Origin of the sequence: Clostridium tunisiense TJ (genome assembly GCF_000300195.1) — a bacterium.
In the GTDB taxonomy this organism is placed as follows: Bacteria; Bacillota; Clostridia; order Clostridiales; family Clostridiaceae; genus Clostridium_J; species Clostridium_J tunisiense.
The window spans coordinates 19334-45607 of the sequence record NZ_AMQH01000016.1 but is presented as its reverse complement, the minus strand read 5'-3'; the positions used below and the strand labels follow the sequence as shown (position 1 = coordinate 45607).

The window sequence follows — 26274 nt, the reverse complement described above, 5'->3', positions numbered from 1 at the left end:
TTCTATCATGGAACCCTTTAAATATCTTATTTCTTAGCTATTAAACAGAGCAAAACTGCCCACAATAGTTGAGAGCAGTACTTAATTGTTATTTATATCTATATATTAGCATTTTCAGTATACTTCAGCAACTTATATATTTATAAGACTTTATGAATAAAAATCCGTATAATCTTCATTGAAATCAATTTAGGTTTATAAATTTTAATCTATCTGTTCTAACTTGTTTGATAAATAAACTCTTCAAAGGTATCAAACAAAATTTCTGCTTATTCATCTCTTAATTTCAGAGTGAAAGCTAATTTTATTCATTTCTAAAGCATTATTGAAGCAAGAAAGCTTATAGGGTAGATATAATTGTGATTCACTACAATCAAAAAGCAACAAATTTAAGGAAGAATAAAATAATCATATAGGAAAAATCTCTGGAAAGTGCTAGAATAAACTGTGGAAATAGTAATAAATTAACATGAGGCATCTTCAAAAAATAAATGAGTCAGTATGCTTGTCTATTTTGTGTTATACTGCGTCAACAGAACCCTTAGATAGCCCAACTATCTAAGGAACCTGTTTCCTGGTCTAACTCAAAATATCCTTCGCATCTTTGACTAATTATTTATTTTCAGATGCCTAATTAAGGAGTAATAGTAAATGAGTGAGAATCAAATAGCTTATTGGCGAAATTGGATTAATAATAAACAGGAAATTCCCATCACTGAAGATGGTTATATAGTTAGGTATACCTTAGCAAATCAATACAGCAATAATTGGGTAAGACATTGGGTATGTTGCACTACTAAGAAAAATCTATATGCCTTTATTAAGTATGTGCTTATACCATCAATTATTATCTCAAAGAATATGGGGCTTAAGGATGGAGAAGTTTATATAGATGTGTGTGAATATAATGAAACCATAGGAATATTAGAGAATGCAGCACAAGAGGGCTATGAAAAAGCTGTAGAAGATTATATTAGATGGTTTGAAGAAGTGGACAACTTAGAGGATAAGGATGCAACTTTTGATGAAATTAAAAACTTTTTAAGTAAAATATCTTTGGAAAATGATTTTAGGGAAGGCTTATTTCTTGAACTTAGCGTATATGAGAATATAAGCTCTGTAGGAAGTGCTTTGATAAAGGAATATGAAGAAGATGATATGGTTGATGAGCTAGAGGATATGATGGAGCTTAGCTGTGAAGAAATAGAAACCTTATTTCATAATATTAATAGTAATAAGTTTATGCTGAGAAGGATTACAACCTTATTAAATGAGAAGTTATATTAAAAATAACAAAGATGTAAGTGTTTTCACACTCCTTTGGCTATGAAATGTGGCAGAGGTTAACTAAGCTAGTTGAGTATGTGGCAACTTCTAAAGATAGCTAAATCACCAAGGCAGGCATAAATAGAATTTGGAAATAAGGGATAGGAAAAATTGAAGCTTCTATAACAATTTAGGCTCTGATTTCATAGGATAAAATGAAAATTGACAAACTATTATAATTAAGATAAGCTTAAATTTAGTTCGAATAAAATTCATATATATGAACAAGATAGTTTATTTGTGATGTTTTCAAGATAAAAAGTCCAATAATATTTAGTTATGCTCTTATGGGTTATGATAATGTGAATTTGTTGGTTGAGGTAAGGTGAAAATGTAGCAGACAAGCTTTGGGTATATATTGTTTTAATTATTATAATTTAGAATTTGTCTAGGAGGTAGAAATGGGGAAATTTAGAAGTTTATTTACGGCTAAGGATATGACAGAAGGGACTCCTTGGAAGAGAATTGTAGAATTTTCAGTACCTATGTTAATAGGAAATATAGCACAACAGTTTTATAATACTGCTGACTCTATTATAGTAGGAAAATATGTGGGAGATAATGCTCTTGCTGCGGTGGGGAGTGCATCTCCAATACTAAATCTTTTACTAGTACTTTTCGTTGGAATAGCTACAGGAGCTGGGATTATGGTATCCCAATATTTTGGTGCAAAGGATAGGGAAAAGCTTTCTCATACTATTGGGGTATGTATTACCCTTACAGCTATTGCATCTGTAATAATTATGATTATTGGGCCTATAGTAACAAGGCCATTGCTTACTTTTCTGAATACACCAGCTTCTATAATTGATTGGTGTGCAGATTATTTAATTATTTATTTTGTAGGTATTGCAGGTTTTGCATACTATAACATTTTAGCTGGAGTTCTTAGAGGACTTGGAGACTCAGTATCTGCATTAGTATTTTTACTTGTTGCAACTGTACTTAATGTAATCCTTGATATTTGGTTTGTTGCAGGACTTAATATGGGAGTTGCAGGGGTTGCTTTAGCTACAATAATAGCCCAAGGTATATCAGCAGTACTTTGTATTATTAAACTGCTTAAGATGAGAAACATCTTTGATCTAAATTTAAAAATGCTAAAGCCTAACAAGGAATTTTCAGTTAAGCTTATAAAACTTGGACTTCCATCAGGATTTACTCAGGCAATATTTTCCCTTGCAATGATTGTGGTTCAATCTCTTACTAATAGTTTTGGAGAGATGGTTATAGCTTGTAATGTTATTGTAATGCGTGTAGATGGCTTTGCCATGATGCCAAACTTTACTTTTGGTAGTGCCATGACCACCTATGCAGGTCAAAATATAGGTGCAAAAAAGATGGACAGGGTAAATGAAGGAACTAAATCTGGAACTAAGATTGCTGTTGCAGTTTCCACTACAATAACTATTTTGATTTTAATGTTTGGTAGACCTCTTATGGGAGTATTTACTGACACAAAGGAACTAGTTGATTTAAGTATGCATATGATGCAAATCCTTGCAGTAGGCTATATTGCAATGGCAGTAACTCAAAGTTTATCTGGAGTAATGCGTGGCGCTGGTGACACCATGACACCAATGTGGATTTCCTTAATTACTACAGTTATCCTTAGGGTACCTGTGGCTTATGGTATTGCTTACTTAACTCGTAGTGATCTTTATCCTACGGGAAGGCCTGAATCCACCTTTATTTCTCTAGTGGTTTCCTGGACCCTAGGAGCCATAATAACTACCATTTTCTTTAAAAAGGGTAAGTGGAGAAAGAAAGGGTTAGTGGATTAGAATGACTCCAGTAGAAGTAGTTCAAAAACAATTAGATTTTTATAATAATCATAATTTAGAGGGTTTTGCCTCGACCTATAGCAGGGATATTAAAATTTATAATCTAGGAGAAGCTACTCCATTTTTAAGTGGTTTAGATGCCTTGCGTGAAAGATATGCTAAAAGATTTGAAACTCCAGGGTTACATGCTGATATTTCTAATAGAATTACTTTAGGTAATTATGTGATAGACCATGAAAATGTTACTGTACTTCAAGGAGAAGAAGAGGTTAAAAGTAGCGTTATAGCCATGTATGAAGTGAAAGATGATTTAATTATCAATGTTTGGTTTGCAAGAGAATAACATAGAGAAAAGGTATAAAATTCATTTTGAGTTTTATACCTTTTTACTTATAATATAATACTTAAATTTTTGTAGGGTTTCTAAAGGTTTTAGATTAATGTTAATAAGCTATATTAGAGTATTCATATTTCAGCCTAGCTATATAGGAGAAAACATCATCTCATTAAAAAACTATTGTCTTAATAAGCTAAAACACTACAAGCTAAATTAACTCTAACTCCACCACTGTATCAATTGGATTAGGAAGGGGATAAGTTGCAGTGTCAATAGGTCCGAAGTTAATAAATAAATCCTTTTCAAACTCTTTGGTGTTCCAGCCATCACAAAACTTTATTTCAGAACCATCGGATAAAAGTCTTGCCTTTTTCACTTTATTTTTTAAGCCTATAAGAGGAAGGGCACCGATATTACCTTCAAAGATATGAGCATATAACAAATTTTTATTCTGAGTGTAATAGCCCCATTCAGGTTTTTCAAATTGTGACTTCTGACAGTTGTAAATACCCTTGTTATTTGCCTTCATCCATTGACCTATTTCAGAAAGTAGTTGTGTAGCTTCTGGAGGGAATTCTCCAAGGGCGTTAGGTCCTACATTGAGAAGAACATTTCCATTTTTACTTACACATTCCACTAGTTTTCTTATTATTTGCTTTGTAGGTTTATAAAGGTTGTCTGTTGAGCAATATCCCCAGTGATTGTTCATGGTTATACAAGCTTCCCAAGGAATTGGATTTCCTACCTCATCTGTAACTCCTTCAGGAGGTATTATTTGCTCAGGAGAGGCAAAATCTCCAGAATAAATACTGGGATTTAAAGTTTTAATACTTCCATAGCTTTCACCGCTTGCTTCAAGACGATTGTCTAAAATTATTCCAGGTTGAAGTGAACGAACCATGTTTACCAGTTCTGTGGCACGCCACTTTTCACCTGCCATATCATCATAAGAAAAGTCAAACCACATAATGTCTATGTCTCCATAGTTAGTGCAAAGCTCACGGACTTGACCATGCATATAATCAAGGTACCTATGAAAATCATAAGATTTATCTTTATAAGCCTCATTACCACGCATAGGGTGGTGGCGGTCACCATAAGCAGGATAATCCTCATGATACCAATCAAGAAGTGAATAGTATAAGCCTACTTTAAGGCCCTCAGCTCTAAAGGCATCTAGGAATTCTTTTATAAAATCCCTTTTGAGTTTAGTATTAGTAGCTTTGTAATCAGTAAGCTTAGAATCGAAGAGGCAAAAGCCGTCATGATGTTTTGCGGTCATTACAGCATATTTCATCCCAGCTTCCTTTGCAGCTTTAGCCCAGAGCCTTGGATTAAAATTTACTGGATTAAATTCTTCAAAGTACTGCTGATAATCTTCTTTAGAAATTCTTTCTGAAGATCTAATCCATTCACCTCTAGCAGGAATTGAGTATAGCCCCCAATGGATGAACATGCCAAATCGTGAATTTTGAAACCACTGAATATGTTGCTTTTTATCTTTAATAATGCTCATTTTAATTCCCCCAATTAAACTAATAATCCCATGTTAATTATATAGTAATAAATATAATAGTAATGCTAGGCATTAGACTTTTCAATAGTTAAAAGTTAAAAGCTGCCATACCTTCATAAAGTTGTATAGCATACTAGGTTAATTTACTAAGAATACTAAATTAGTAATAGAAGATAAATATACTACTTTTATCCATTAATTACCAAGGTGTGATAAAAGTCACGGTGTTGCAAATTAATAATTGCTATAATACCTATAGATTAGTTAAATCTAAGTAAAGTAGGATTACATATAGGTTTCAAGGTGAAAGTTTGCTTTATTAACCATGAATTATATTTATGACGAACATAATTCGGCTTGAAAAGCTTAAGAGAACCTAGGAGTTCTTTTCATGAGGTAAGTTTTCACTTTGGTTTCCGATAAATGAGGAGGAGTAGAAATGGAAAAAACAAGAGTTGATTTTAGTAAGATGTATTATGGGTTTCCAGTCTTTCTTGTAAGCTTTTATGATGAAAAGGGTGTTCCTAACATTACTACAATATCATCTTCCTATAGCTTAATGGATATGGTAGCCTTAGGTTTTGGAAGAAAAGGTTTTGCCATAAATGAAATTAAAAAGGTTAAGGATTTTGTTATTAACATACCTGATAGAACAATGATGGAGGAAATAGATTATTGCGGCTTTGCTTCAGGGCGTAATGTGAATAAGTTTGAGGCATTAAATTTAACTCCTATAAAATCAGAGGTGGTAAATGCACCAATAATTGATGAATGTTTGGTGGCTATTGAATGTTCTTTAACAGATGTAATTGAAAATGATGAATATCCTCACATCACTAATATATTAGCAAAAGTTAAAGGTAGATGTGTTGCTAATGAACTTTTAGATGAAGAAGGACATTTAATTTATGAAAGCCTAGATCCAGTTCTTTATGTTGGAGATAGTGCAAAACGTGCATATAGATATACGGAGAAAAGAACTAAAAACTTTTCTAAAGCTTTCTTAAAGTAATTTTTTAGAATTAAGTGGCTGTTGAAGTTATTTCGCAAGTTTTTATATTACAATTAATATTAGAAGGTATAAGCTTCCTGGTAAGCTTGTACCTTTTTTATTTTATATTATGTACCTTTAAAGTGGTGTAAGTGCTAATTAATTGTAATTTATGGATTTTAAAAGGTGAAGTAATAGTGTTATAATTAACCTTGAATTTGGAAGAAACCGTAGATGTATTAAATAAAACTGAAAATTACTTTTTAGGAACAATTTAGTTTATTTATTATACCAATGATTTCTTCAAAAGGCCGTTTAGTGGAAAATGGCAATAATATAATTAAGGTGAAATTTTCACTGTAAGGCATAAGGGTTTATTGGAGGTGCAATTTTGAATCATAATATTTTAATTATAGATGATGATGTTGAACTGAGCCAGCTTCTTAAAAAGTACTTGGAGCTAGAAAACTATAAAGTTCAGGTGAAGCATGATGGGCAAGAGGGTTTAAATGAGGCTTTAAAGGATAATTATCAGTTAATTGTCCTAGACATTATGCTGCCTAAAATCAATGGCTTTGATGTGCTTTCAGAAATACGAAGGGTAAGTGGTGTACCTGTGCTTATGCTTACTGCAAAGGATAGGGAAGTGGATAAGGTTCTTGGACTTCGCCTTGGCGCAGATGATTATTTAACAAAGCCTTTTAGTACCAGTGAATTTGTGGCAAGGGTAGCATCTCTCATAAGAAGATATACCCACTTAAATTCCTTTGGCACTGAAAAACAGGAAGAAAAGTTAGTATTTGAAAATTTAGAAATTCATATACCTACAAGGGAAGTGCTAGTGAAAGGAGAAAAGGTTGATTTAACTGCTAAAGAATTTGACCTTTTAGCTTTTCTAGCAAAGAACAAGGGAAGGGTATTTACAAAAAAACAAATTTATAAAAATGTTTGGGAAGATGAGTATGCCTTTGATGATAACAATATTATGGTACATATTCGTAGACTAAGGAAGAAAATAGAGCTAAATCCTGATCAGCCTGCTTTTATAATAACAGTATGGGGTGTTGGCTATAAGTTTGGAGGAGAGTAGGGTTATGACAACAGCTATACTTGTTTTGCTACTATTATTAAACCTATATCTCATTTTCCATTCACTACAGAAAAGAAAAGAATCTAAGGAAATTTTAGCGGCTTTAAGATCTGTAAAAAAAGGTGAAAATCGCAAGGCCTTTGCTCAGGGTAGCGGAATATCTTCAGAAGTCTGCTTTGAAATCAATGAGATTTTAGCTCGTTATCAAAATCAAATTTCAAAGCTTGAAGCCGTGGAGAAATCTAATAAGGAACTATTAACAAGTCTTTCTCATGATGTGAGAACCCCTCTTACTTCTTTAATGGGATATTTAGATGCCCTAGAAAAGGACATTGTTTCTGGAGAAGAAAAGGAAAGATACATAAAGATTGCTAAAAAGAAAGCCTATGACTTGAAAAACTTTGTGGATGCACTATTTCAGTGGTTTAAGATTAACTCTAATGAAATGAAGCTTAATCTAGAGAAAATAGACATTAACGAAGTAACCAGAGAGATATTAATTGATTTTCTTCCAATGTTTGAAGCAAAGAACATAAGCCTTGAAGGAAGTATATCTGATGATGATTTGTTTGTAAGTTTAGATAAAGAAGCATATACAAGGATTTTATCCAACTTAATTCAAAATGCAATAGCTCATGGTGGGAAGCGGTTAAGCCTTTCTATAGAAAATACTAATGGCTGTGTTAGAGTAATTATTAGTGATAATGGAGAAGGCATCGATCCTGATAAACTTCCACATATATTTGACAGGCTTTACAAGTGTGATAGTGCTAGGAGTAGTGGAGGGAGTGGTCTTGGACTCTCCATTGTTAAAGGGCTTGTGGAGGCTCAAGGAGGAAATATATCTGCTGAAAGTCTTGTTGGTGAATATACAAAGTTTATAATAGAATTTCCATCAAAGGATTAGATGCTTCCAAAAATTAAGAAAAAAGTAAGAACTTCTAAAGTTATGTGTAAGTTTTCTTCTGTATAATTTAATTATGGAGGCGATGATAGTGGAATACATAATTGAAACTCAAGATCTTACAAAAGTATATGGAAATCAAATTAGTGTTGATAGAGTTAATATAAAAGTTGAAAAAGGAACCATCTATGGACTCCTTGGGAGAAACGGGGCAGGCAAAACTACTACAATAAGAATGTTATTAAGTCTTGCCAGAGCTACTGAAGGTGCGATATTATTATTTGGTGAGGATTATAGAAAAAATCCAAAACAAACTTATCGTAGAATTGGCTCAATAATTGAAACACCAGGATTTTATGAAAACTTGACAGGAGAAGAAAACTTAAGAATTATGGAGAAGCTTCGTGGGACACAAAAGAGAGGAGCAATTATGGAGGCACTAGAAACTGTTGGACTCCATAAAGAGAAGGAAAAGGTCTTTGCTAATTACTCTCTTGGTATGAAGCAGCGTCTTGGTATTGCAGCAGCAGTAATGCATGAACCAGAGCTCCTTATTTTAGATGAACCTATCAATGGACTAGATCCTGTAGGCATTAGTGAAATTCGTAATTACTTGGAGAACCTTTGTAAAGAAAAAGGAACCACCATATTAATTTCTAGTCATATTTTAAGTGAAGTTGAGCAAATTGCTGACACCATAGGGGTGATGCATGAAGGAAAGCTTCTTGAAGAAATTTCTATGGCGGAGCTACATAAAAGAAATAGGCGATATGTGGAGTTTCAGGTTTCTAATGAAAATAAGGCTGCACTACTTTTAGAAGAAAAGCATGGTTTCCATGATTATAGCGTACATGACAATGGACACCTCAGATTATATTCAGACTTTGAACTAAGAAGTAATTTCAACCGTTTATTTATAGAAAACGGAATTGAAGTTAGTAAGATTAATTTAAGTGAGGAAAAACTTGAAGATTACTTCTCAAAGCTTATAGGGGGTGGCACCATTGGCTAATATTTTGTACTGTGAATTTTTAAAGCTAAAACGTTCTAAAATGTTTTTAATCAGCATTTTAGGAGGAATGGTTGCACCAATTATGGTGTTTGCAGGACTTATTAAAGCTAGAATTAGTAAACCAGAGATGATTATAACCTATAAGGATTTATTTGATCAAACAAGCCTTTATGTGCTTTTACTTTTTGGTTTAATTGTTTATGGAGTTATTGCAGCTTATCTTTTTAGTCGTGAGTACACTGAAAACACTTTAAAAGCCATAATAACTATTCCAGTGTCTAAAACTTCCTTTATTTTAGGAAAGTTTTTAATGCTTTTCATCTGGATTATTATATTAACCTTAGTAGGGTGGGTAGGAACCTTGCTTTTAGGAGTGTTAGGAAGGGCTGAGGAATTTAGTTTTACCATTTTATTAATTTCTCTTAGGCAGTATATAGTTGGTGCAAGTCTTTTGTATTTAACTATGTCACCCTTTGTATTTATTACCTTATGGGTCAAAAATTTAGTGCCACCAATCATTGCAGTGGCTGCTGTTGCCCTAGGAAATGTGGCTTTATCCAATGAAGATTTAGCTGTGCTTTTTCCTTGGTCATCTGGGTATTTAATTGCAATGGATCTTATTGGGAATTTCAGCTATGGTATTGGCATTGCCATAACAATTATATTAATTACATTTGTAGTAGGATTTGCTGCTAGCATTTTATACTTCAAAAAACAGGATATAAAATAGGAGGAAAGAGAATGGAAATATTTGAAATATTAAAGGCCATTTTGTTTGGTATTGTGGAAGGAATAACGGAATGGCTACCAATCAGTAGTACAGGACATATGATTTTATTAGATGAGTTTGTAAAACTTAACGTATCTGAAGCTTTCATGGAAATGTTTTTAGTTGTTGTACAACTTGGTGCAATTTTGGCCGTTGTAGTGACTTACTGGAAAAAGTTATTCCCTTTTACCCTAGGTAAAGGCAAGTTACTTGTTAAAAAAGATATTATTATAATGTGGATTAAAATTGTAGTTGCTTGTATTCCAGCTGCTTTAGTTGGAGTGTTATGGGATGATAAGATTGAAGCCTTATTCTACAATTATAAAACTGTAGCTATAATGCTTATCCTGTTTGGAGTTTTATTCATAGTTGTTGAAAACAGAAATAAGGGTAAAAAGTCAAAGATTAATACAATTTCTCAGATTACTTTTAAGGCTGCTTTAATGGTTGGATTCTTCCAACTTATTGCTGCGGTATTCCCAGGAACTTCACGTTCAGGAGCAACTATCCTTGGAGGTATCTTCATAGGCATGAGCAGAACCATTGCAGCAGAGTTTACCTTCTTCATGGCAGTACCAGTAATGTTTGGTGCAAGCTTACTTAAATTATTAAAATTCGGTCTTGCCTTTACAGGATCAGAGGCAATAATTTTACTAGTAGGAATGGTTACTGCATATGTAGTGTCCGTTGTAATAATTAAATTCTTAATGCAATACATTAAAAACCGTGATTTCAAAATCTTTGGTTGGTACAGAATAGTTCTTGGAATTATAGTGCTACTATACTTTTGGATGGTATAATTTTTAAGCTTACAGAATAAAATTTTATTTTATTTATTAGAAAATAGCTTTAATGGAACCTAGGTAGGAGCAATATATTAGTTATATGCTGACTTTGTTTCCTTATATAAAGGTATAAAACTTGTGAGAGTTTTATACCTTTGTTTTTATTTATAATTATTTGTCTATAAAACTAAAGAAAATATAAATAAAATTTAATAATTTTAAAGGTTTAATTTGGCTTATATATATAAACTTCTGATTGCCACTGCTCTATCCAACCATCATAGACAAAGCCTAATTTAAGTAATAAGTTTTTTGATGGAAGGTTTTCTTTATCAGTCATAGCAACGATTTCACAATCAGCATAATCTACTCTTAGCTTTGTTAATAAGGCTTTTAAAACTTCTACCATATATCCTTTTTGAGAATAAAGAGGATTAATAGAATATCCAATTGTAATAGTTTTATCTTTTTTTGCCACATATAAGTCGCCTAAAAGATTATCTGTGGTTTTATCAGCAATGGCAAGTTGCATTCCTTTTTCAATATTTAAAGGCTTTAATAAAGCTTTTCTATATTCCTCTTTTGTTAGATTCTTAAAATCTTGATACTTCATCCACTTTTCATCATTTCTGTAAACCATGAATAAATCTAAATCTTTCTCTTCAAAATCCCTTACAATACATCTTTCAGTTTTTATCACAATGCCACCCCATTTAGAGTTATTTATTTTATTTATAATTTTTATTTTAAAATTTTCCTAGTATGATTTAATTTATGTAGAAATTCTTTAATAGCCTAAGGCTTTTCCAAGGATTATTACTTTTATTCTTCCTTTAATAAATTGACCTCGTATAATAGTGAAATCATTACAGATTCTTTCAGGACTTTTACAGTCTATACAATAACCTAATTTGGTACAAGGAGTATTTTTTCCTAATCTCTTAGCATCAATTGGAGCAGCAAAGTTTCTTGCTCTTTTTTCAGCTTCTTCTATATTCTTAACAATTTTATTTATTCCAGTTACTATAATAACTTGTTTAGGACCATAGAGCATTGGAGCAACTCTACTGCCATTGCCATCGATATTATAAAGTTCTCCTTCTTCAGTTAGGGCATTAGTACTGCACATAAAGGTATCTGCAGAAAAGTTTTCAATATAAATTTTCTTTTTATCCTCACTGGTAATACCTTCTTTATACTTATCTAAAAAGTTATAGTCTCTACTACGAAGAAAATCTATAACACCAGTTTGAAATAAGGTCATGGAATCTCCAACACCCACTACTGAGTTTTCAGCAATGAGCTGAATTAACAGTTCTTTTAGCTCATTTTCATCCTTTACGAAAAAGCCTTCCATATTACGTTTTTGCAAATTACTAATAGTTCTTTCAACTTGTTTTTCTAAGTACCATAAAACGTTGTTATCCATAAAAGTAAATATCCTTTCTAAATATTAAATTTGAAAAGCTCTAAGAAATGGTGGTAGTTTAAAAAGCTTATAGAAGGTCTTGTTCCTACCAGCAATTACTTGAGATATCAATAGATAGTATTGTATTTTTATTTGCTCAACATCAGTAAAACAATAAAATACTTCTTCCACAGCTGTAGAAGTTATTTTTCTATAATACCATGTAGTTTTGCGAGAATAAACTTATAAGTCTTTATACTTTCATCTATTTGCATTTTAGCATGTGGAATACTCAGTAACAATATAAGTTATAAGCATTATTATAGTATTTTTAATTAATGCTTTATAGTGCCTATTAAAATTCATAGGAAATTTTTACGACTTTTACAGTAAAAAGTATTTAACACCTAATCAAGAAAAACAAGAAAATGTCTATATATAAATAAACATAGTATAAAAATGTTTATTTATATATAGACAAATAATGAAATATAGCATAATATATATAATATAGATTAATTGAAAAGGTGATGAGAATTATGGAAACAAAATTGAATGAACTGTTTTGGGAAGCCTCCATAGAAGAGGTGAAAAGTGGGATTATAGAAACTGAAAAGGAGTATATATGTGTAGTTTGTGAGAAAATCTTTGAAAAAGGACGTATATATGAAATAGACTCTAATTTATATGATGCAAAAAAGGCGGCAGAACTGCATATAGCAGAGGCTCATGAGTCTATGCTTAGTTATTTACTTCAAATGAATTCAACTTTTACAGGGGTATCAGGGGTTCAAGGAGAAATTGTAAAGCTAATCTCAAAGGGACTTTCAGATAAGGAAATTGCAGCAAGTTTAGGGGTAGCTGGATCAACTATTAGAAACCATAGATATAAACTGAGAGAAAAGGAAAAACAAGCTAGGTTATTTTTAGCTATGATGGACCTACTTTCTGAAAGTTCAAGTAAGAAAATAAGTACTCTTGAAAAGGAAACTATTTGTGATCCTCACAAGTCAGCAACTGCTCTAGACGATAGGTATAACATTACAGATAAAGAGAAGGCTGACACACTAAAAACTTATATGGATGAAAGCGGAGCCTTGAAAAACTTCCCAGTTAAGGCAAAAAAGAAGATAATTGTCCTTGAGGAAATAACTAAGAGTTTTTCAAAGGGAAAGATGTATTCTGAGAAAGAAGTTAATAGGGTTTTAAAGAGAATTTATGAAGACCATGTAACCATAAGAAGAGCTCTAATTGAATACGGATTTTTTGATAGAAAAGATGACTGTAGCAGCTACTGGGTTAAGGAGTAGTAATTAAGTGGAAGGTTTAAAATAGAGAAGAGTATTCATTCTTAGCTTTGGCTATTCTGTCTATAATGCTAAAAGCATAGGAACTTTTAAGGAAGATCATAATGACATCCTTTGTTTTTAAAAAGGAACCAAGGTCAGAAAGTAACTTTTCAGTACTCCTAACTTGGTTCCATTAGAGTTTTTTTACTGAAGCAAAAAACATAGCTTTACAAAACAACATAACTAATAGAGGACCATAACTACAAGTTAATTTGTAGTTATGGTCCTGCATTAGTTATCTTAAGGCTTTTGGAAGATGAATGAGGTAGCTTTTCACTTTGTAAGCCTACAATATACTTAAATTTTTAAATTATACTTACTAGTTATTAACCTCGCAAATGTAAATGGATTATAACTCAAAGCCAAGTGAGTCAAGCCAACTTGCCACCTGTTCAGGGTCAACAATGCCATTTACAGCAATACCAGGTAAAATTATGGATTCTGAACATTCTTTAGCTATATCATCTTCAATTCTACTGAATCCACCACCTCCATGAGTACAAAAGGGGATTACTGTTTTTCCTGAAAAGTTATGTTGTCTAAGAAAACTCATAACTGGAGGAGCAAATGTTTTAAACCAGTTAGGTGATCCAATAAATATTGTTTTATAATCATCTATTGATTCATTCCCACTTAATAGTTTTGGGCAAAATCCGCGGGAAATTTCATTCCTGGCTTCTTTACAAGCAGTGTTATAGTCAAAGGAGTATTTCTTATCTGGTATAAGTTCTCTTATTGTGCCACCAGTTTGTTTTGCTATTTCTAAGGCTAAATTTTTTGTGGTTTCAAAAAGAGAATAATAAACAATTAGTGTATCTTTCATAATCTGTCACTTCCTTTTTTGCATTTCAGTTTATAAAGCTATTTATAAAGCTATTTATCAATAGGCTATTTAACATTTTTGGTATAATGCATAATTGCCTCGTAAATAAAGCTACTTAAATCTTTATCACTAAATTGATTAATATATTTTTTAAATCTATTATCATTTTTATAAGTATGTGCAATGCATTCTAGTATTTCTCTATCGCAAACCATGGACTTCTCTAGGTAACTTTTCCATTCTTCCATTAATTCTTGAATCTCACTTGATGAAGGAACCTGATTAATCCGGGAGGCTAACTTTTTAAAGATGTTTTCCATGTTTTGTGCAAATTCATCTTTAAAAACTTCTTTTTCAGCATCAGATAGTTTTTCTAGATTTTTCTCATATTCCCTATATTTTTCTGTATCACCATACACTATTTTGGCCTCGCGATTATATTGTTCTTGTAGTGGCAACACCGTTGAATTTTTAAAAATATTCAAGTTAAATATATCTTTTCCAGATATATAATCTTCTACGGCATGAATAATTGTTCCTAATCTCTGTTGTTTAAGTATTAAAGTTTGGTAATGCTGATTTAAGACTTTACGCTGCTCTTCCTTAGAAAGCCTCATAATATTCGATATTTCTTTTAAAGTTAGGTCCATTTCTTTGAAAAACAAAATGGTTTGAAGATTTTCTAGATCCTCTTTGTTGTAAACACGATAGCCATTTTCGGATTTTCCACTTGGTTTTAATAAGTTTATTTTATCGTAGTAGTGCAATGTTCTTGTGGTTACACCTGTTATCCTAACAATGTCTTTAACATTAAATGTTTGCTTTTTCATGCCAAACTCCTTTTGCCTCTTCTAGTATTAAATTTGTAGGTGCAATAACAGTCTCAATTACAGATAGTTCAAGGTTATCTGCTTTAGGAAATAGTAGAATCTTTTTATAATTTACGTAAATCATGAAAGAAGAGAATGCTTTTATATTTATTTTTGTACTTATATTTTATATTGTAAACTATGACGTAAGGTTGTAGTCAAGGAATAACTTTAAGTAAAAAGAAACTCATATAGCTTCCTTAAGTGTAATATAAAAATTCTCATAAAAAACTTATATTATTAGCATTTGCATAAAGGTTTAATTTAGTATAAAGTAAAAAGGAAAGTCTAGCTGACTTTCCTTTTATATATAAACATCTTTTATTAAGCTTATTATTCAATTCTATCCCTCACCTATATTATACCATAAATAAAATTTATTTAACAGTCTTACACTTTGATAACTTTTCCTATATTATGTTATAGTGAACCAAAATCAAGACTTTACAAAGATAGCTGACTGCTATACATAAAAATTTTTGGATAACATTTTAGTTACTATGTAAATTTATATACAAAATATATTCCAGGGAGGTTATACTTTATAAGTTTTTATTTCAAATTAAGTTATTATGGAGGTTTATATGAGTATTTCTATTGAAGAAAGAAGCTATGAAGAAGAGAGATTAAAGAAAACTATTAATACTATTAAAGAGCAACTTGCACAGGCTGAGGAAGATAAAGAAAGAGCTATAAATGAAGCTAAGGAAATTAAAAAAAGTTTCTGGGAAACACAACCTATTGTGCCTGAAAGCATGTCTGACTTAAATACCATAGTAGATATTACACAAAACATTCATGCTGTAAAAAGAGAAGAACAAAGGCAAGAAACAAAAAATGTTGCAGTTAAGAAGCTTAAAAAACTGCTATCATCACCTTATTTTGGCAGAGTGGACTTTTTAGAGCAGGGAGAAAGATCTCAAGATAATATTTATATTGGTGTTGGAACTTTAATTGATGAAGATTATGAAATGCTTATATACGACTGGAGAGCTCCAGTATGCAGCTTGTTTTATGAGAATGAAGAGGGTAAGGCTTCTTATAAATGTCCAGAAGGAACAATAGCTGGGGAAGTCACTTTGAAGAGACAGTTTGGAATTTCAAAGGGACATCTTGACTATGTGTTTAATAGCAGTCTTAAAATTGATGATGATATTCTTCAAAAAACCTTAAGCAAAAGTAGCGATGAAAAGATGAAGACCATAATAACTTCTATTCAAAAGGAACAAAACAAGGTAATTCGTGATGAAGATAACTCTGTGCTTATTGTTCAGGGACCAGCAGGTAGTGGAAAAACTTCCATAGCCCTTCATAGAGTTGCCTATATTCTTTATAAGTATGCCAACAAGAATGTAACCTCCGAGGATGTAGTGATTTTTTCTCCTAATGATATCTTTAATGATTATATTTCAGGGGTTCTGCCAGAGCTTGGAGAAAATAATGCGTACCAAACTACCTTTATGGAATATGTGAGAAATTCTTTAAAGGGAAATTTAAGAATAGAAGATTCTAATGAGCAAATGGAATATATACTTTCTGCAAAAAGAAATAGAGACTATTATTTAAGAAAAGACAATATTACCTTTAAAACCTCAGTTTTGTTTGCGGAAGTTATAAAAAGATATGTGGACTATATCGAAAGAGAGGGTGTAAAGTTTTCAGATATTAATTTCAAAGGCTTCCCAATTATTAAGGGAGAGGAAATTAAGTCCTTGTTTTACACCACTTACAGTAAGTGGCCAATGGATCACAGATTTAAGGAGATTATTCAGGATATAGAACAACGTATTAAACCTGTGGAAAAAGAAAGGCTTAAGCAAATAGAAGAAGAACTTAGTGAAAGTGATGATTTCTATGATGATATTAAGTCAATGAGCAGAGTGAAGCTTAAAAGCGAATTACAGGATTTGAAAGGTTATATTAGACGTACACTTTCAATAAACCCTTTAAGGAGCTATAAGAATCTTTTAAGTAATGAAAAGTTGTTCCTAAAGTTAGCTGAAGGCTTAGAGTTACCTGCTAATATTAGGGAAATCCTAAATCAATCCTTTAATTTTCTTCAAAGTGGCCTAATAAAGTATGAGGATATTACTCCACTGCTTTATATAAATTATGCCCTTGGCTGCGAAAGGGCAATGAATAGTATAAAATATGTAATCATAGATGAAGCTCAAGACTACTCACCTTTCCAGTATTTAATTATAAAGAAACTGTTCCCTAAAGCTGGTTTCACCATCTTAGGAGACATAAATCAGTCTATTAATCCTAATGTAAATACTTTAGATTATAATGTAATTGCTGATATTTTTGGGGATAGGAAATCCTCAATCATGAATCTTACAAAAAGCTATCGTTGTACCACGGAAATATCTAACTTTACAAGGGAAATTTTAAAGGCTTATAATTTTGAAAATACCTATCGCGAAGGGGAAAAGCCTAAAGTAATTAAGTCTTTAGATGAGGAAGGGAAGATGGAAGCTGTAATTCATGATATTGAAGCAATGAAAGCCTCTGGAATGGAATCCATAGGAATTATATGCAGAACTGCTTCCAAGGCCTCAAGGGTTTACAAACATCTAATGAAGATGGGTGGTATTGAAGAGGAAATACATTTACTTCAAAAGGATGACTCAGAGTTTAATTCGGGAATAACAGTAACACCTTCTTATTTAGCAAAGGGACTAGAGTTTGATGGGGTTATAATAGTTGATGGAGATGAAGGAGAATATAAGGAAGAAGGGGAGAGAAAATTATTTTATACTATTTGTACAAGAGCTCTTCATAGGCTTCATATTCATTTTGTTAATAAGGCATCAAGATTTATTCAGGACATAGACCCAAGATTATATACGAGTTCCAAGTCATACTAAAATGTTTAATATTACAAGAGATATAACAAAAAGATGCTTAGTAAAAGCATCTTTTTATATTTTAAAATTCTTTATCACAAAACTGTCTATAAAAGTGTACAGTTTTTGTTATTTTAAACCCTAATTTTTTATAAAGCTCTATGGCTTTTTTGTTCCAACCTAACACGGAAAGATGGACTGAATTTGGGTTTTGTGAGAAAAGTTAAATTGTTAACAATTGACATAATATTCTAAAAGGTGATACAATGAAAGTGGTTTAAAAATATGGTTAACTTGTATAGTTATTTAAAGGTTGAAAAGGGGATAAGGGGATATGTTAAATATTGATAAAAATACCGTTGATTTTTTAGTGACTGAAAACATGGTTACTGAAGTAAAAAGTTTAATGACTAATGATTTTCCTAAAATTGATGTTATTGTTAGGAAGATGATAGAAAGAAAAATAGATCGCGTTTATTTTGTAGCTTGTGGGTCACCACTTTGTGCTTGCCAAACTACAAAAATGCTATTTGAAAAATACTCGGAAATTTCCTGTGAAGCATACAGCGGTTTTGATTTCTTAGACCACCTTCCAGCAAAACTTGATGAAAGAACTTTAGTTGTTGGAGTTTCTCATTATGGAAAAACTGAAGAGGTTTATGAAGCTATAAATCGTGCTAGAGAAAAGGGAGCTTTAACCCTAGGAATTACTCGCGATGTTGCCAATACACCACTATCAGAGGCAGCAGAATTTGTAATTGGTTATGGAGCTGAATGTATTTGGGAAATTCATTTAATTTCTACTTATTACCTTGCATGCAGTTATATAAATGCTATAAAGGAAAATGCTGAGGTAACAAAGATTCTTCAAGATATGAAAAAGCTACCTGAGGTTTTAGCTGATCTTGTGGTTTCTGTTGAAGAAAAATCTAAAGAACTAGGAATGAAAGCAAGCAAGTGGCCTTTTATTTATACTGTGGCGGCAGGTCCACTTCGCCCATTAGCATATAAAGAAGGAATTATTACTATGTTAGAATTCACTTGGACTCATGGATGTATGCTTAATGCAGCAGAATTTAGACATGGTCCATTAGAAGTGGTAGAAAAAGGAGTACCCTATGTGTTTATCCTTGGCACAGATGAATCAAGACATACAACAGAAAGAACTATTAACTTTGTAAAACAACTTACTGATGACTACATAGTTTTTGATTATGCAGAGTTAAATTGTGATTTGCATCCAATGCTTTCACCTATGGTTTTATTTGTACCTTTAGAGTTTTTCTACTACTATTTATCAATTAGCAAAGATCATAATCCAGATGACAGACGCTATTATGGGGGATTAATGAAGTATTAACTTACTCGCATTTGTAATACTTTTACCTCTCTATAATTTGATATAAACTTCTGTATACCCACCTGTACAATAATATGTTGCTTTCAGGTGGGTATAATACTACAATTAATTAAAGGGTATATCTAAATTTAGGAGGCATTTATGGAGGAAAAATATAAAAATCATTTTCGAGATGAGGCTATTGAAAAAATAGAATATTATATTATTAAAAATAAAATAAGACCCCATGAAAAAATTCCATCTGAGAGAGATCTTTGTGAAATGTGGGGGTTTAATAGAACAACCCTTCGCTTTGCAATTCAAAGGTTGGTTATTGAAGGAAAACTTTATCAAAAGAAAGGTTCTGGAACTTATGTTTCTGAACCTAAGCTCATAAGAAACCTACAGAATTTAAGCTCCTTATCTGAGGAAGTTAGAGGTCATAACAAAACTCTTACTAGCAAAATATTGGACTATAGAGTAATAGAGAGCAATAAGGAAACTACTAAAAAGCTCCATTTAACTTTAGGGAGTAAAATTTTTGTGTTAACACGGCTGCGCTACATTGATGAAGAACCTGTCACTATTGAGACTTCTTTTATGGACTATGGCAGATTTTCAATGCTAACTAACCATGATTTTTCTAAGGAATCTTTATACTCTGTAATTGAGGAGGAGGGGGTTACCCTTACAAAAGGAGAAGAAAGTATAGGTATTACTTACGCTACAAATTACGAAGCAGAGCTATTAAATATTGAGCCTGGCAAAGCAGTGTTTTATGTTTCAGGAATAGTTTATGATGGTGAGGATCATCCAGTTGAGTATTTTAAGTCAATTGTTACAGCTGATAAAATTAAGTTTTCAAGTGTACTAACGTAAAAAGGGGGGAGATTATGAAGCTTGCAACTGTGGGGGATAATTGTATAGATTATTATAAATGTCTTAACAAAGGGTTTCCAGGTGGAAACCCAGTTAATGTGGGAGTTTATTTTACAAGATTAGGTGGAAAAGCTTCTTATACAGGAGTAATTGGAAATGATGAAAATGGAAAGTTAATTTTAGAGTCTTTAAGGGAAAAGAATATTGATATTTCTCATGTAAGAATATTGCCTGGGAAAACAGCAGTAGCTCAAGTAGAACTAATTAATGGAGAACGGGTATTTGGAGATTATGATGAAGGTGTTTTGGCAGAGTTTAAACTTTCAGAAGAGGATATTGAATTTTTATGTTCCCATGATATGGTGGTTACAGGAATTTGGGGAATGATAGAGGAGGACCTTCACAAGATAAAAGAAAAAGGTGCTTTAGTTGCCTTTGACTTTGCTAATAAACTGTCTCACCCTATTGTTGAGAAGGCAGTTTATCAAGTGGATTATGCCTTTTTTGCCTATGATAAAGGAGATAATGAATTTATTAGAAAATTTATGAAAGAGATTTATGAAAAAGGTCCTAAGGTTGTTACAGTAACCCTTGGAGATAAGGGGAGTTTATGTTACTGTGGAAAAAAATTCCTTACTTGTGGTATTGTGCCATGCAAAGTAAAGGATACCATGGGAGCTGGGGACTCTTACATAGCTGGCTTCTTAAAAAGCATTCTTCAAGAAGAAGATTTAAAGAAAGCTATGGAAGAAGGAGCTAAAAATGCAGCCATTACCTTGCAGTATAATGGTGCGTGGTAATACCTTAGGGGGAGGTGATATGTTGAGTAAAGAAAAAATTAATTATGAATCCCCAATATATTTACAGCTTCGAGAAGTAATTAGAAATAAGATTGAAGAAGGAGAGTTTCTTCCAGCCATGGCTATTCCTTCTGAAAATGATTTAGCTGAAACCTATGGAATAAATCGAATGACGGTGCGTAGTGGTATTGATGCCTTAGTAAATGAGGGAATATTGAAAAGAGTTAAAGGCAAGGGAGTTTACGTAGTTGGAAAGAAGGTGGAAAGGGATTTAGAAACCCTAGAAGGCTTTAGTCAAACCATGAAAAAGAAGAATTCTAAGCCACGAACTAAGGTTATAACAAAGATTTTACGCCCAGCAGGGGAGAAATACTCATTATTTTTTGAAATTAATCCCTTGGATGAAGTTTATTATATAAAACGTATGTGTTATGCGGATGAGGAACCTGTTTCCTTAGAGGAAATATTTATACCTAAATATTTGATACCAAACCTAGAGGAGATAGACTTAGGAGTGTTTTCAATCTATGACATATATGGGTTTTACGGTATAAAAGTTTCAAAGGCCTATCAAACCTTAGAATTGACTCAGCTAGATCAAAGGGATGCACGAATGCTTGGTATTGAGGGAAACTTATCTGTAATGTTGTTTGAATGTACTAGTTATGATGAAAATAATAGAGTAATTGAGTTTAGCAGAACTTACACTCGAGGAGATAAGTGTGATTTTACTGTACACTTTCAAAGAGAGAATTAAATATATAAGGATGCACATGAATAAGAGGCATAGCTAAAAATAAATCTAGCATAAAAAATAACAAACCTGAAAGTTTTTATTAGGAGAACTTTCAGGTTTTCTTTATTCAGTGATTGTAGCAATTGTTTTTAGATTTCTTACTTATACTATTGACAAAGATTCAAAATTATAATATGATATGAACATGGTTCATTTGAAAACTAATAAACTTTATAACTAATTTTATTTTATATCTCAGGATATAATTTTTTATTAAAATCAAATGAACGATGTTCATTATTAAAAATTTAAGGAGGTTTTTTTATGCAAGCTATCATGGAAACTTTATTTGATGCTATCTATCTGTCAAGTGTTATTATTTTAGGACTACAAATGATAATTAAAGGTAAGAACAATCAGTACATTAAATTGTTTGGATATATGTCAGTACTTTTAGGATTTGGTGATGCCTTTCATCTAGTTCCTAGATCCTATGCACTACTTACAACAGGCCTTGAATCTCATGCTGGAGCCCTTGGTTTTGGAAAGTTTATTACATCAATAACTATGACCATATTTTATGTGATTTTATATAGAATTTGGGAACTTCGTTTTGATATTAAGAATTCTACGAATTTAAGAGCAGTTATTGGGGTATTAGCAGCTATCAGGATAATTCTTTGTTTCTTCCCACAAAATCAATGGTTCATATATAATTCGCCAATTTCTTGGGGAATATATAGAAATATTCCTTTCGCAATAATGGGTATTATAATGATATACATTATGTATAGAGAAGCAGTGAAACACAAGGATAAGGACTATAAGTTCATGGCCTTAGCTGTATTTCTTTCCTTTGCCTTATATATACCAGTAGTACTTTGGGGAACAATTTATAGACCTGTGGGAATACTGATGATTCCAAAGACTTTGGCTTATGTTTGGATAGTATTAATAGGGTATAAACACTTTAAGAAAGAACTAAATAACTCTAAGAAAGTTACTTCTTCAGCAAATTAATAGTTCTTTGAAGCTTAAAGTAACTTATCTTAAACTGGAATAAATTTAATTATAAAAGAAGATGCTTTTCATATAGCATCTTCTTTTTTGTTTTTTAAGTATGATAGAATTAGTGCATAAGAAAACTTAGTTATTAGAAAGGACGTTGGAGTTATGTGTGGAAGATTTCTTTTAAACACCTCTTTAGAGGAATTACAGGAATATTATAATATAGTTAGGGAAGTACAATATAACAATGAACATAAATATAGTAAGGGAGAAATTTTCCCATCAAATGCCTCTCTAGTGATGTACAATAATGAATTGAAAGCTTTGAATTGGGGGTTTCCAACAAAGGATAAGCTTATGATCAATGGAAGATGTGAGACTATTTTTGAAAGGCCTATGTTTTCCTATGCCATGGAACATAGCAGATGTTTGATACCGGTGAATAGTTTTTATGAGTGGAAGAATGGAGAGAAACATTCCATTAGTATAAAAACCATGCCTATTTTCTCCTTTGGAGGTATAGTTAAAAGATTTGTAATGAAGGATGGAACATTTGAGGATAGGTTTTTAATATTAACTACAGAAGCAAATGAAGAAATAAAGTCTCTTCATCATAGAATGCCTTTGATTATTGATAGAGATTTAGAAAGAGAGTTTTTAAATTCTAAAGCTAACAAAGAATGTATTAGAACAATGTTAAAGCCTTATACCAAGAATACATTAAATATTACAGCCCTTAGTGAAGCTCAGCAGCTTTCTTTATTTTAAATTTAATCACAAAGGAAGAGTATTTAGTGAAAATCTATTCTGTTAAGATTTAATTTTTGTACAAGTAACTACAATATGAATTTCACTGGAAGGCACATTTTTTCTTTTGTAAGAAATTCTTAATAAATATAATACTTAAATCTTAGAAAGTCTATGCTATTATAAATATATAAAATGTTTATTATATGATGAATTTAGGAGTGAAGAATGCTATGTATAATATTCTTGTTGCCGAAGATGAGAAAGAAATAAATGATGCTATAGAAATATATTTAAGAAACCAAAATTATAATGTGCTTAAGGCTTTTAATGGTGAAGAAGCAGTGGAAATCTTTAAAAATGAAGAAGTTCATTTAGTACTTATGGATGTTATGATGCCAAAGTTGGATGGTATAGGGGCTATTATGAAAATAAGGGAAAAGAGCAATGTGCCTATTATAATTCTCTCTGCAAAATCAGAGGATATGGATAAAATATGGGGTCTTAATATTGGGGCAGATGACTATGTTACTAAACCTTTTAATCCCTTAGAACTACTGGCAAGAGTTAATTCAAATCTTAGAAGATGCAATAGTTATGTTAACACTGCTGCTACGGTTAAAGAAAATAGTATAAAAATTGGTGGAATTGAACTTAATGATAACAATAAGGAAGTGTTAGTAGATGGGTCTCCAGTAAAAATAACTCCCTTAGAGTATAAGATTCTTTATTTACTTATGAGCAATCCTAATAGAGTTTTTTCTATAGATGAAATTTACGAAAGAGTTTGGCAGGAGCCGGCATATGGTGGTGCTGATACAGTTACAGTTCATATTAGGAGAATTAGGGAAAAAATTGAGATAAACCCTAAGGAACCAAAATATCTAAAGGTGGTGTGGGGCATTGGATACAAATTCGAACAATAATAAAGAAAATAAGTTTATTAAATCTACCCTAGGTACCTTAATTTCAATACTACTTCTGACTTTTATTGCAGTAGGCAGTTATTTACCTTTGAAAAGTACTTTTTTACCTCATAAGGACAATACCAAGGAGTATTTAGAGAGCTATAATTTTTCAAATACTTTAGCCCAGTTAACAGCATATTTTACTAGTCCAGAGTGGTATGATAATAGATACGAAGATCTTAAAAGCATTAAGTATATTGTAAGTAAAGACAAAAGCACTAATACCTTTACCAATATGCAGGATATTTCAAAGGAAGCTGTGGATAGAGAAAAAGAGAATGGTGAGTTTTATCTTCAATTAAAAGTAGATGAAGTTGGAAATACCACAGTTGAAACTTCATCAGCTATAAAGTTTGACAAAAGTGATTTTTTAAATAACTTAGGTTTAAAAAATAAAAGTAACCTTATTAATAAAAATCTTTTCAATTTAGAAGCTACTTATATAGTTCCAAAAAACTTAGAGAGTTATAATGATTTTTTCGTTCAAAACATAAAAAGTAACAGTATTGAACCAAATATAATTTTAATTATGAGTATTGGAGCAATTGGTGTATTTATTTTAATGATTATAGCTTTTTCAGTTCCATATTCCTATCAGGAAAAGGTGGATATTTGTAATCTATATAACAAAATGTATTTAGAACTTAAGTTCTTCCTTTGGATGGTACTGGGAATAATCTTTCTTGGAGGACTAAGGGAACTAAATAATAATTTTATGGTAAATGGACCCTTAGATTTAGTTAATATAATATATAGTGGAAATCAATATTTTTATCTTATTGGTATACCAGTAACCTTTGTACTATTCTTATTAACATATCTAACCTTTGTGTATTTTAAGTATATTTATTTCAATGGCTTTAAAAATGGTTTTATTAGAAATAGTATTTTTGGCAGGTTGGCCCTTTATACCCTTAGAAAACTAAGGAGTTTAGTTAAAAGAATATTCTCTTTAGATTTAAATAAGAAAGAGGATGAAAAACTTCTTTTTGTCCTTGTTATTAATTTATTTGTTTTATGGATTATTGCTGCCACATCTTTTATGGGTGCCATAATAGCAATTGGTTATACAGCTTTCTTATTTAGATATTTGCACAATGTGATTAATAGAATTAAGGCTTTAAATGAAGGCAGTAAGCAACTGGCTCAGGGAGAGTTTGATGTGGTAGTTGATGAAAATATAGGAATTCTAAGCCCCGTAGCTACAAACCTAAATAATATTAAAAATGGGTTTAAATTAGCTATAGATAAGGAAATAACTAGCGAAAAAATGAAAACTGAACTAATTTCCAATGTTTCTCATGATCTAAAAACCCCTCTGACTTCAATTATCACTTATGTAGACCTATTAAAGAGTGAGAACCTTACGGAGGAAAATAGAAAAGAATATATTGATATTCTAGATAGAAAGTCTAAAAGATTAAAGGGTTTAATAGAAGATTTGTTTGAAGCTAGCAAGGCAAGTAGTGGGAATGTAGAATTACAGCTAGAAAAATTAGATGTAGTGGCATTGTTTAAACAAACCCTAGGAGAACTAGAAGAAAAGATAAATAATAGTACCTTGCAAATGAAAATTGCTGCACCTGAAAATAAAATCTTATGCAACTTAGATGGAAGAAGAACCTATAGAATATTTGAGAACATAATGACTAATATTTTAAAGTATTCTATGGAAAACACTAGAGTCTATATTACCATTGTAGAGGATGAGCAAGAAGTAAGTTTTACTTTTAAAAACATTTCATCTTATGAAATGAATTTTAGTCCAGAGGAAATTACAGAGCGTTTCACAAGAGGGGACAGAGCAAGGAATACTGAAGGATCAGGGCTTGGCCTAGCTATAGCTAAAAGTTTAATTGTACTTCAAAGGGGAACTTTAAATATAGAGGTGGATGGAGACTTATTTAAGCTAAAAGTCACTTTTCCAAAAGCAAAACAAATATAAATAAAAAGGTAAAAGGAGGTTGCCAAGGACTGGTAATCTC

The 26274-nt window shown here is 31.7% G+C and carries 25 protein-coding genes; 19 read left to right on the top strand and 6 right to left on the bottom strand.

The window, feature by feature from the left end; genetic code table 11:
• The first annotated feature begins 651 nt into the window (after nt 1–651).
• The 3 genes from C661_RS0116880 to C661_RS0116870 all read left to right on the top strand — a co-directional run bounded on the left by C661_RS0116880 (nt 652) and on the right by C661_RS0116870 (nt 3453).
• Nucleotides 652–1287: a hypothetical protein gene (locus tag C661_RS0116880; RefSeq protein ID WP_017416529.1), complete on the top strand. Its 636-nt coding sequence runs from the start codon at nt 652–654 to the stop codon at nt 1285–1287.
• Nucleotides 1288–1727: 440 nt separating this feature from the next.
• Nucleotides 1728–3110: an MATE family efflux transporter gene (locus tag C661_RS0116875; protein WP_017416528.1), complete on the top strand. Its 1383-nt coding sequence runs from the start codon at nt 1728–1730 to the stop codon at nt 3108–3110.
• Between the two features lies 1 nt (nt 3111).
• Nucleotides 3112–3453: a nuclear transport factor 2 family protein gene (locus tag C661_RS0116870; protein WP_017416527.1), complete on the top strand. Its 342-nt coding sequence runs from the start codon at nt 3112–3114 to the stop codon at nt 3451–3453.
• A gap of 202 nt (nt 3454–3655) precedes the next feature.
• On the opposite strand, the gene C661_RS0116865 is transcribed toward C661_RS0116870, so the two are convergent.
• A complete protein-coding gene (locus tag C661_RS0116865; protein WP_017416526.1) occupies nt 3656–4963 on the bottom strand; it encodes an alpha-L-fucosidase in 1308 nt (435 codons plus the stop codon).
• Between the two features lie 439 nt (nt 4964–5402).
• Between C661_RS0116865 and C661_RS0116860 the strand changes: the two genes are divergently transcribed.
• The 6 genes from C661_RS0116860 to C661_RS0116835 all read left to right on the top strand — a co-directional run bounded on the left by C661_RS0116860 (nt 5403) and on the right by C661_RS0116835 (nt 10529).
• A complete protein-coding gene (locus C661_RS0116860) occupies nt 5403–5975 on the top strand; it encodes a flavin reductase family protein (protein ID WP_017416525.1) in 573 nt (190 codons plus the stop codon).
• Nucleotides 5976–6345: 370 nt separating this feature from the next.
• Nucleotides 6346–7044, top strand: a complete 699-nt coding sequence (locus C661_RS0116855; RefSeq protein ID WP_017416524.1) for a response regulator transcription factor — start codon at nt 6346–6348, stop codon at nt 7042–7044.
• Between the two features lie 4 nt (nt 7045–7048).
• Entirely contained in the window at nt 7049–7951 is a 903-nt protein-coding gene (locus C661_RS0116850) for a sensor histidine kinase (RefSeq protein ID WP_017416523.1), read from the top strand.
• Between the two features lie 85 nt (nt 7952–8036).
• A complete protein-coding gene (locus C661_RS0116845) occupies nt 8037–8960 on the top strand; it encodes an ABC transporter ATP-binding protein (RefSeq protein ID WP_026051101.1) in 924 nt (307 codons plus the stop codon).
• Complete coding sequence (locus tag C661_RS0116840) at nt 8953–9690, top strand: ABC transporter permease (protein ID WP_017416521.1); 738 nt, start codon at nt 8953–8955, stop codon at nt 9688–9690. The genes C661_RS0116845 and C661_RS0116840 overlap by 8 nt, the downstream gene beginning before the upstream one ends.
• Nucleotides 9691–9701: 11 nt before the next feature.
• Nucleotides 9702–10529 carry an undecaprenyl-diphosphate phosphatase gene (locus tag C661_RS0116835; protein WP_017416520.1) on the top strand — a complete coding sequence of 276 codons (828 nt, stop codon included), beginning with the start codon at nt 9702–9704 and terminating at the stop codon, nt 10527–10529.
• 211 nt (nt 10530–10740) lie between these two features.
• Here the strand turns inward: C661_RS0116835 and C661_RS23235 are convergent, their stop codons facing one another.
• Together C661_RS23235 and C661_RS0116825 are read right to left on the bottom strand one after the other, a co-directional pair.
• Complete coding sequence (locus C661_RS23235; RefSeq protein WP_017416519.1) at nt 10741–11214, bottom strand: GNAT family N-acetyltransferase; 474 nt, start codon at nt 11212–11214, stop codon at nt 10741–10743.
• A gap of 87 nt (nt 11215–11301) precedes the next feature.
• Nucleotides 11302–11943: a lactate utilization protein gene (locus C661_RS0116825; protein WP_017416518.1), complete on the bottom strand. Its 642-nt coding sequence runs from the start codon at nt 11941–11943 to the stop codon at nt 11302–11304.
• Between the two features lie 518 nt (nt 11944–12461).
• Here C661_RS0116825 and C661_RS0116820 point away from each other — a divergent pair.
• Complete coding sequence (locus C661_RS0116820) at nt 12462–13232, top strand: DUF2087 domain-containing protein (protein WP_017416517.1); 771 nt, start codon at nt 12462–12464, stop codon at nt 13230–13232.
• A gap of 388 nt (nt 13233–13620) precedes the next feature.
• Here the strand turns inward: C661_RS0116820 and C661_RS0116815 are convergent, their stop codons facing one another.
• The 3 genes from C661_RS0116815 to C661_RS24030 all read right to left on the bottom strand — a co-directional run bounded on the left by C661_RS0116815 (nt 13621) and on the right by C661_RS24030 (nt 15048).
• The gene (locus C661_RS0116815; protein WP_017416516.1) at nt 13621–14094 is read right to left on the bottom strand and encodes a flavodoxin; all 474 of its coding nucleotides are present in this window, start codon (nt 14092–14094) and stop codon (nt 13621–13623) included.
• Nucleotides 14095–14159: 65 nt separating this feature from the next.
• Nucleotides 14160–14924, bottom strand: a complete 765-nt coding sequence (locus C661_RS0116810; protein WP_017416515.1) for a MerR family transcriptional regulator — start codon at nt 14922–14924, stop codon at nt 14160–14162.
• A complete protein-coding gene (locus C661_RS24030) occupies nt 14905–15048 on the bottom strand; it encodes a hypothetical protein (RefSeq protein ID WP_017416514.1) in 144 nt (47 codons plus the stop codon). Before C661_RS24030 ends, C661_RS0116810 begins: the two co-directional genes overlap by 20 nt.
• A gap of 499 nt (nt 15049–15547) precedes the next feature.
• On the opposite strand from C661_RS24030, the gene helD reads away from it, so the two are divergent.
• The 9 genes from helD (at nt 15548) to C661_RS0116755 (ending at nt 26234) form a co-directional block, all read left to right on the top strand.
• Complete coding sequence (helD, locus tag C661_RS0116795) at nt 15548–17833, top strand: RNA polymerase recycling motor HelD (protein ID WP_017416512.1); 2286 nt, start codon at nt 15548–15550, stop codon at nt 17831–17833.
• Nucleotides 17834–18146: 313 nt separating this feature from the next.
• Complete coding sequence (gene frlB, locus C661_RS0116790) at nt 18147–19172, top strand: fructoselysine 6-phosphate deglycase (protein WP_017416511.1); 1026 nt, start codon at nt 18147–18149, stop codon at nt 19170–19172.
• A gap of 141 nt (nt 19173–19313) precedes the next feature.
• Nucleotides 19314–20030 carry a GntR family transcriptional regulator gene (locus C661_RS0116785; protein WP_017416510.1) on the top strand — a complete coding sequence of 239 codons (717 nt, stop codon included), beginning with the start codon at nt 19314–19316 and terminating at the stop codon, nt 20028–20030.
• A 14-nt stretch (nt 20031–20044) separates the two neighbouring features.
• Nucleotides 20045–20830: a fructoselysine 6-kinase gene (frlD, locus tag C661_RS0116780; RefSeq protein WP_017416509.1), complete on the top strand. Its 786-nt coding sequence runs from the start codon at nt 20045–20047 to the stop codon at nt 20828–20830.
• Between the two features lie 19 nt (nt 20831–20849).
• On the top strand, nt 20850–21587 hold the full coding sequence (locus tag C661_RS0116775) for a GntR family transcriptional regulator (RefSeq protein WP_017416508.1): 738 nt from the start codon (nt 20850–20852) through the stop codon (nt 21585–21587).
• Nucleotides 21588–21890: 303 nt separating this feature from the next.
• On the top strand, nt 21891–22586 hold the full coding sequence (locus C661_RS0116770) for a hypothetical protein (protein ID WP_017416507.1): 696 nt from the start codon (nt 21891–21893) through the stop codon (nt 22584–22586).
• 153 nt (nt 22587–22739) lie between these two features.
• Nucleotides 22740–23342 carry an SOS response-associated peptidase gene (locus C661_RS0116765; protein ID WP_017416506.1) on the top strand — a complete coding sequence of 201 codons (603 nt, stop codon included), beginning with the start codon at nt 22740–22742 and terminating at the stop codon, nt 23340–23342.
• Between the two features lie 212 nt (nt 23343–23554).
• Nucleotides 23555–24247 carry a response regulator transcription factor gene (locus tag C661_RS0116760; RefSeq protein WP_017416505.1) on the top strand — a complete coding sequence of 231 codons (693 nt, stop codon included), beginning with the start codon at nt 23555–23557 and terminating at the stop codon, nt 24245–24247.
• Nucleotides 24225–26234 carry a sensor histidine kinase gene (locus C661_RS0116755; protein ID WP_017416504.1) on the top strand — a complete coding sequence of 670 codons (2010 nt, stop codon included), beginning with the start codon at nt 24225–24227 and terminating at the stop codon, nt 26232–26234. Before C661_RS0116760 ends, C661_RS0116755 begins: the two co-directional genes overlap by 23 nt.
• The last annotated feature ends 40 nt before the right edge of the window (nt 26235–26274 follow it).

Bases quoted from the DNA above. Each gene is read 5' to 3' on its own strand.
- C661_RS0116785 (WP_017416510.1), top strand. From the start codon at position 19,314: ATGGAGGAAAAATATAAAAATCATTTTCGAGATGAGGCTATTGAAAAA.
- C661_RS0116825 (WP_017416518.1), bottom strand. From the start codon at position 11,943: ATGGATAACAACGTTTTATGGTACTTAGAAAAACAAGTTGAAAGAACT.
- C661_RS0116815 (WP_017416516.1), bottom strand. From the start codon at position 14,094: ATGAAAGATACACTAATTGTTTATTATTCTCTTTTTGAAACCACAAAA.
- C661_RS0116835 (WP_017416520.1), top strand. From the start codon at position 9,702: ATGGAAATATTTGAAATATTAAAGGCCATTTTGTTTGGTATTGTGGAA.
- C661_RS0116760 (WP_017416505.1), top strand. From the start codon at position 23,555: ATGTATAATATTCTTGTTGCCGAAGATGAGAAAGAAATAAATGATGCT.
- C661_RS0116860 (WP_017416525.1), top strand. From the start codon at position 5,403: ATGGAAAAAACAAGAGTTGATTTTAGTAAGATGTATTATGGGTTTCCA.
- C661_RS0116875 (WP_017416528.1), top strand. From the start codon at position 1,728: ATGGGGAAATTTAGAAGTTTATTTACGGCTAAGGATATGACAGAAGGG.
- C661_RS0116870 (WP_017416527.1), top strand. From the start codon at position 3,112: ATGACTCCAGTAGAAGTAGTTCAAAAACAATTAGATTTTTATAATAAT.
- frlB (WP_017416511.1), top strand. From the start codon at position 18,147: ATGTTAAATATTGATAAAAATACCGTTGATTTTTTAGTGACTGAAAAC.
- C661_RS0116850 (WP_017416523.1), top strand. From the start codon at position 7,049: ATGACAACAGCTATACTTGTTTTGCTACTATTATTAAACCTATATCTC.
- C661_RS0116810 (WP_017416515.1), bottom strand. From the start codon at position 14,924: ATGAAAAAGCAAACATTTAATGTTAAAGACATTGTTAGGATAACAGGT.
- C661_RS0116820 (WP_017416517.1), top strand. From the start codon at position 12,462: ATGGAAACAAAATTGAATGAACTGTTTTGGGAAGCCTCCATAGAAGAG.
- frlD (WP_017416509.1), top strand. From the start codon at position 20,045: ATGAAGCTTGCAACTGTGGGGGATAATTGTATAGATTATTATAAATGT.
- C661_RS0116775 (WP_017416508.1), top strand. From the start codon at position 20,850: ATGTTGAGTAAAGAAAAAATTAATTATGAATCCCCAATATATTTACAG.
- C661_RS0116880 (WP_017416529.1), top strand. From the start codon at position 652: ATGAGTGAGAATCAAATAGCTTATTGGCGAAATTGGATTAATAATAAA.
- C661_RS0116865 (WP_017416526.1), bottom strand. From the start codon at position 4,963: ATGAGCATTATTAAAGATAAAAAGCAACATATTCAGTGGTTTCAAAAT.
- C661_RS0116770 (WP_017416507.1), top strand. From the start codon at position 21,891: ATGCAAGCTATCATGGAAACTTTATTTGATGCTATCTATCTGTCAAGT.
- C661_RS24030 (WP_017416514.1), bottom strand. From the start codon at position 15,048: ATGATTTACGTAAATTATAAAAAGATTCTACTATTTCCTAAAGCAGAT.
- C661_RS0116765 (WP_017416506.1), top strand. From the start codon at position 22,740: ATGTGTGGAAGATTTCTTTTAAACACCTCTTTAGAGGAATTACAGGAA.
- helD (WP_017416512.1), top strand. From the start codon at position 15,548: ATGAGTATTTCTATTGAAGAAAGAAGCTATGAAGAAGAGAGATTAAAG.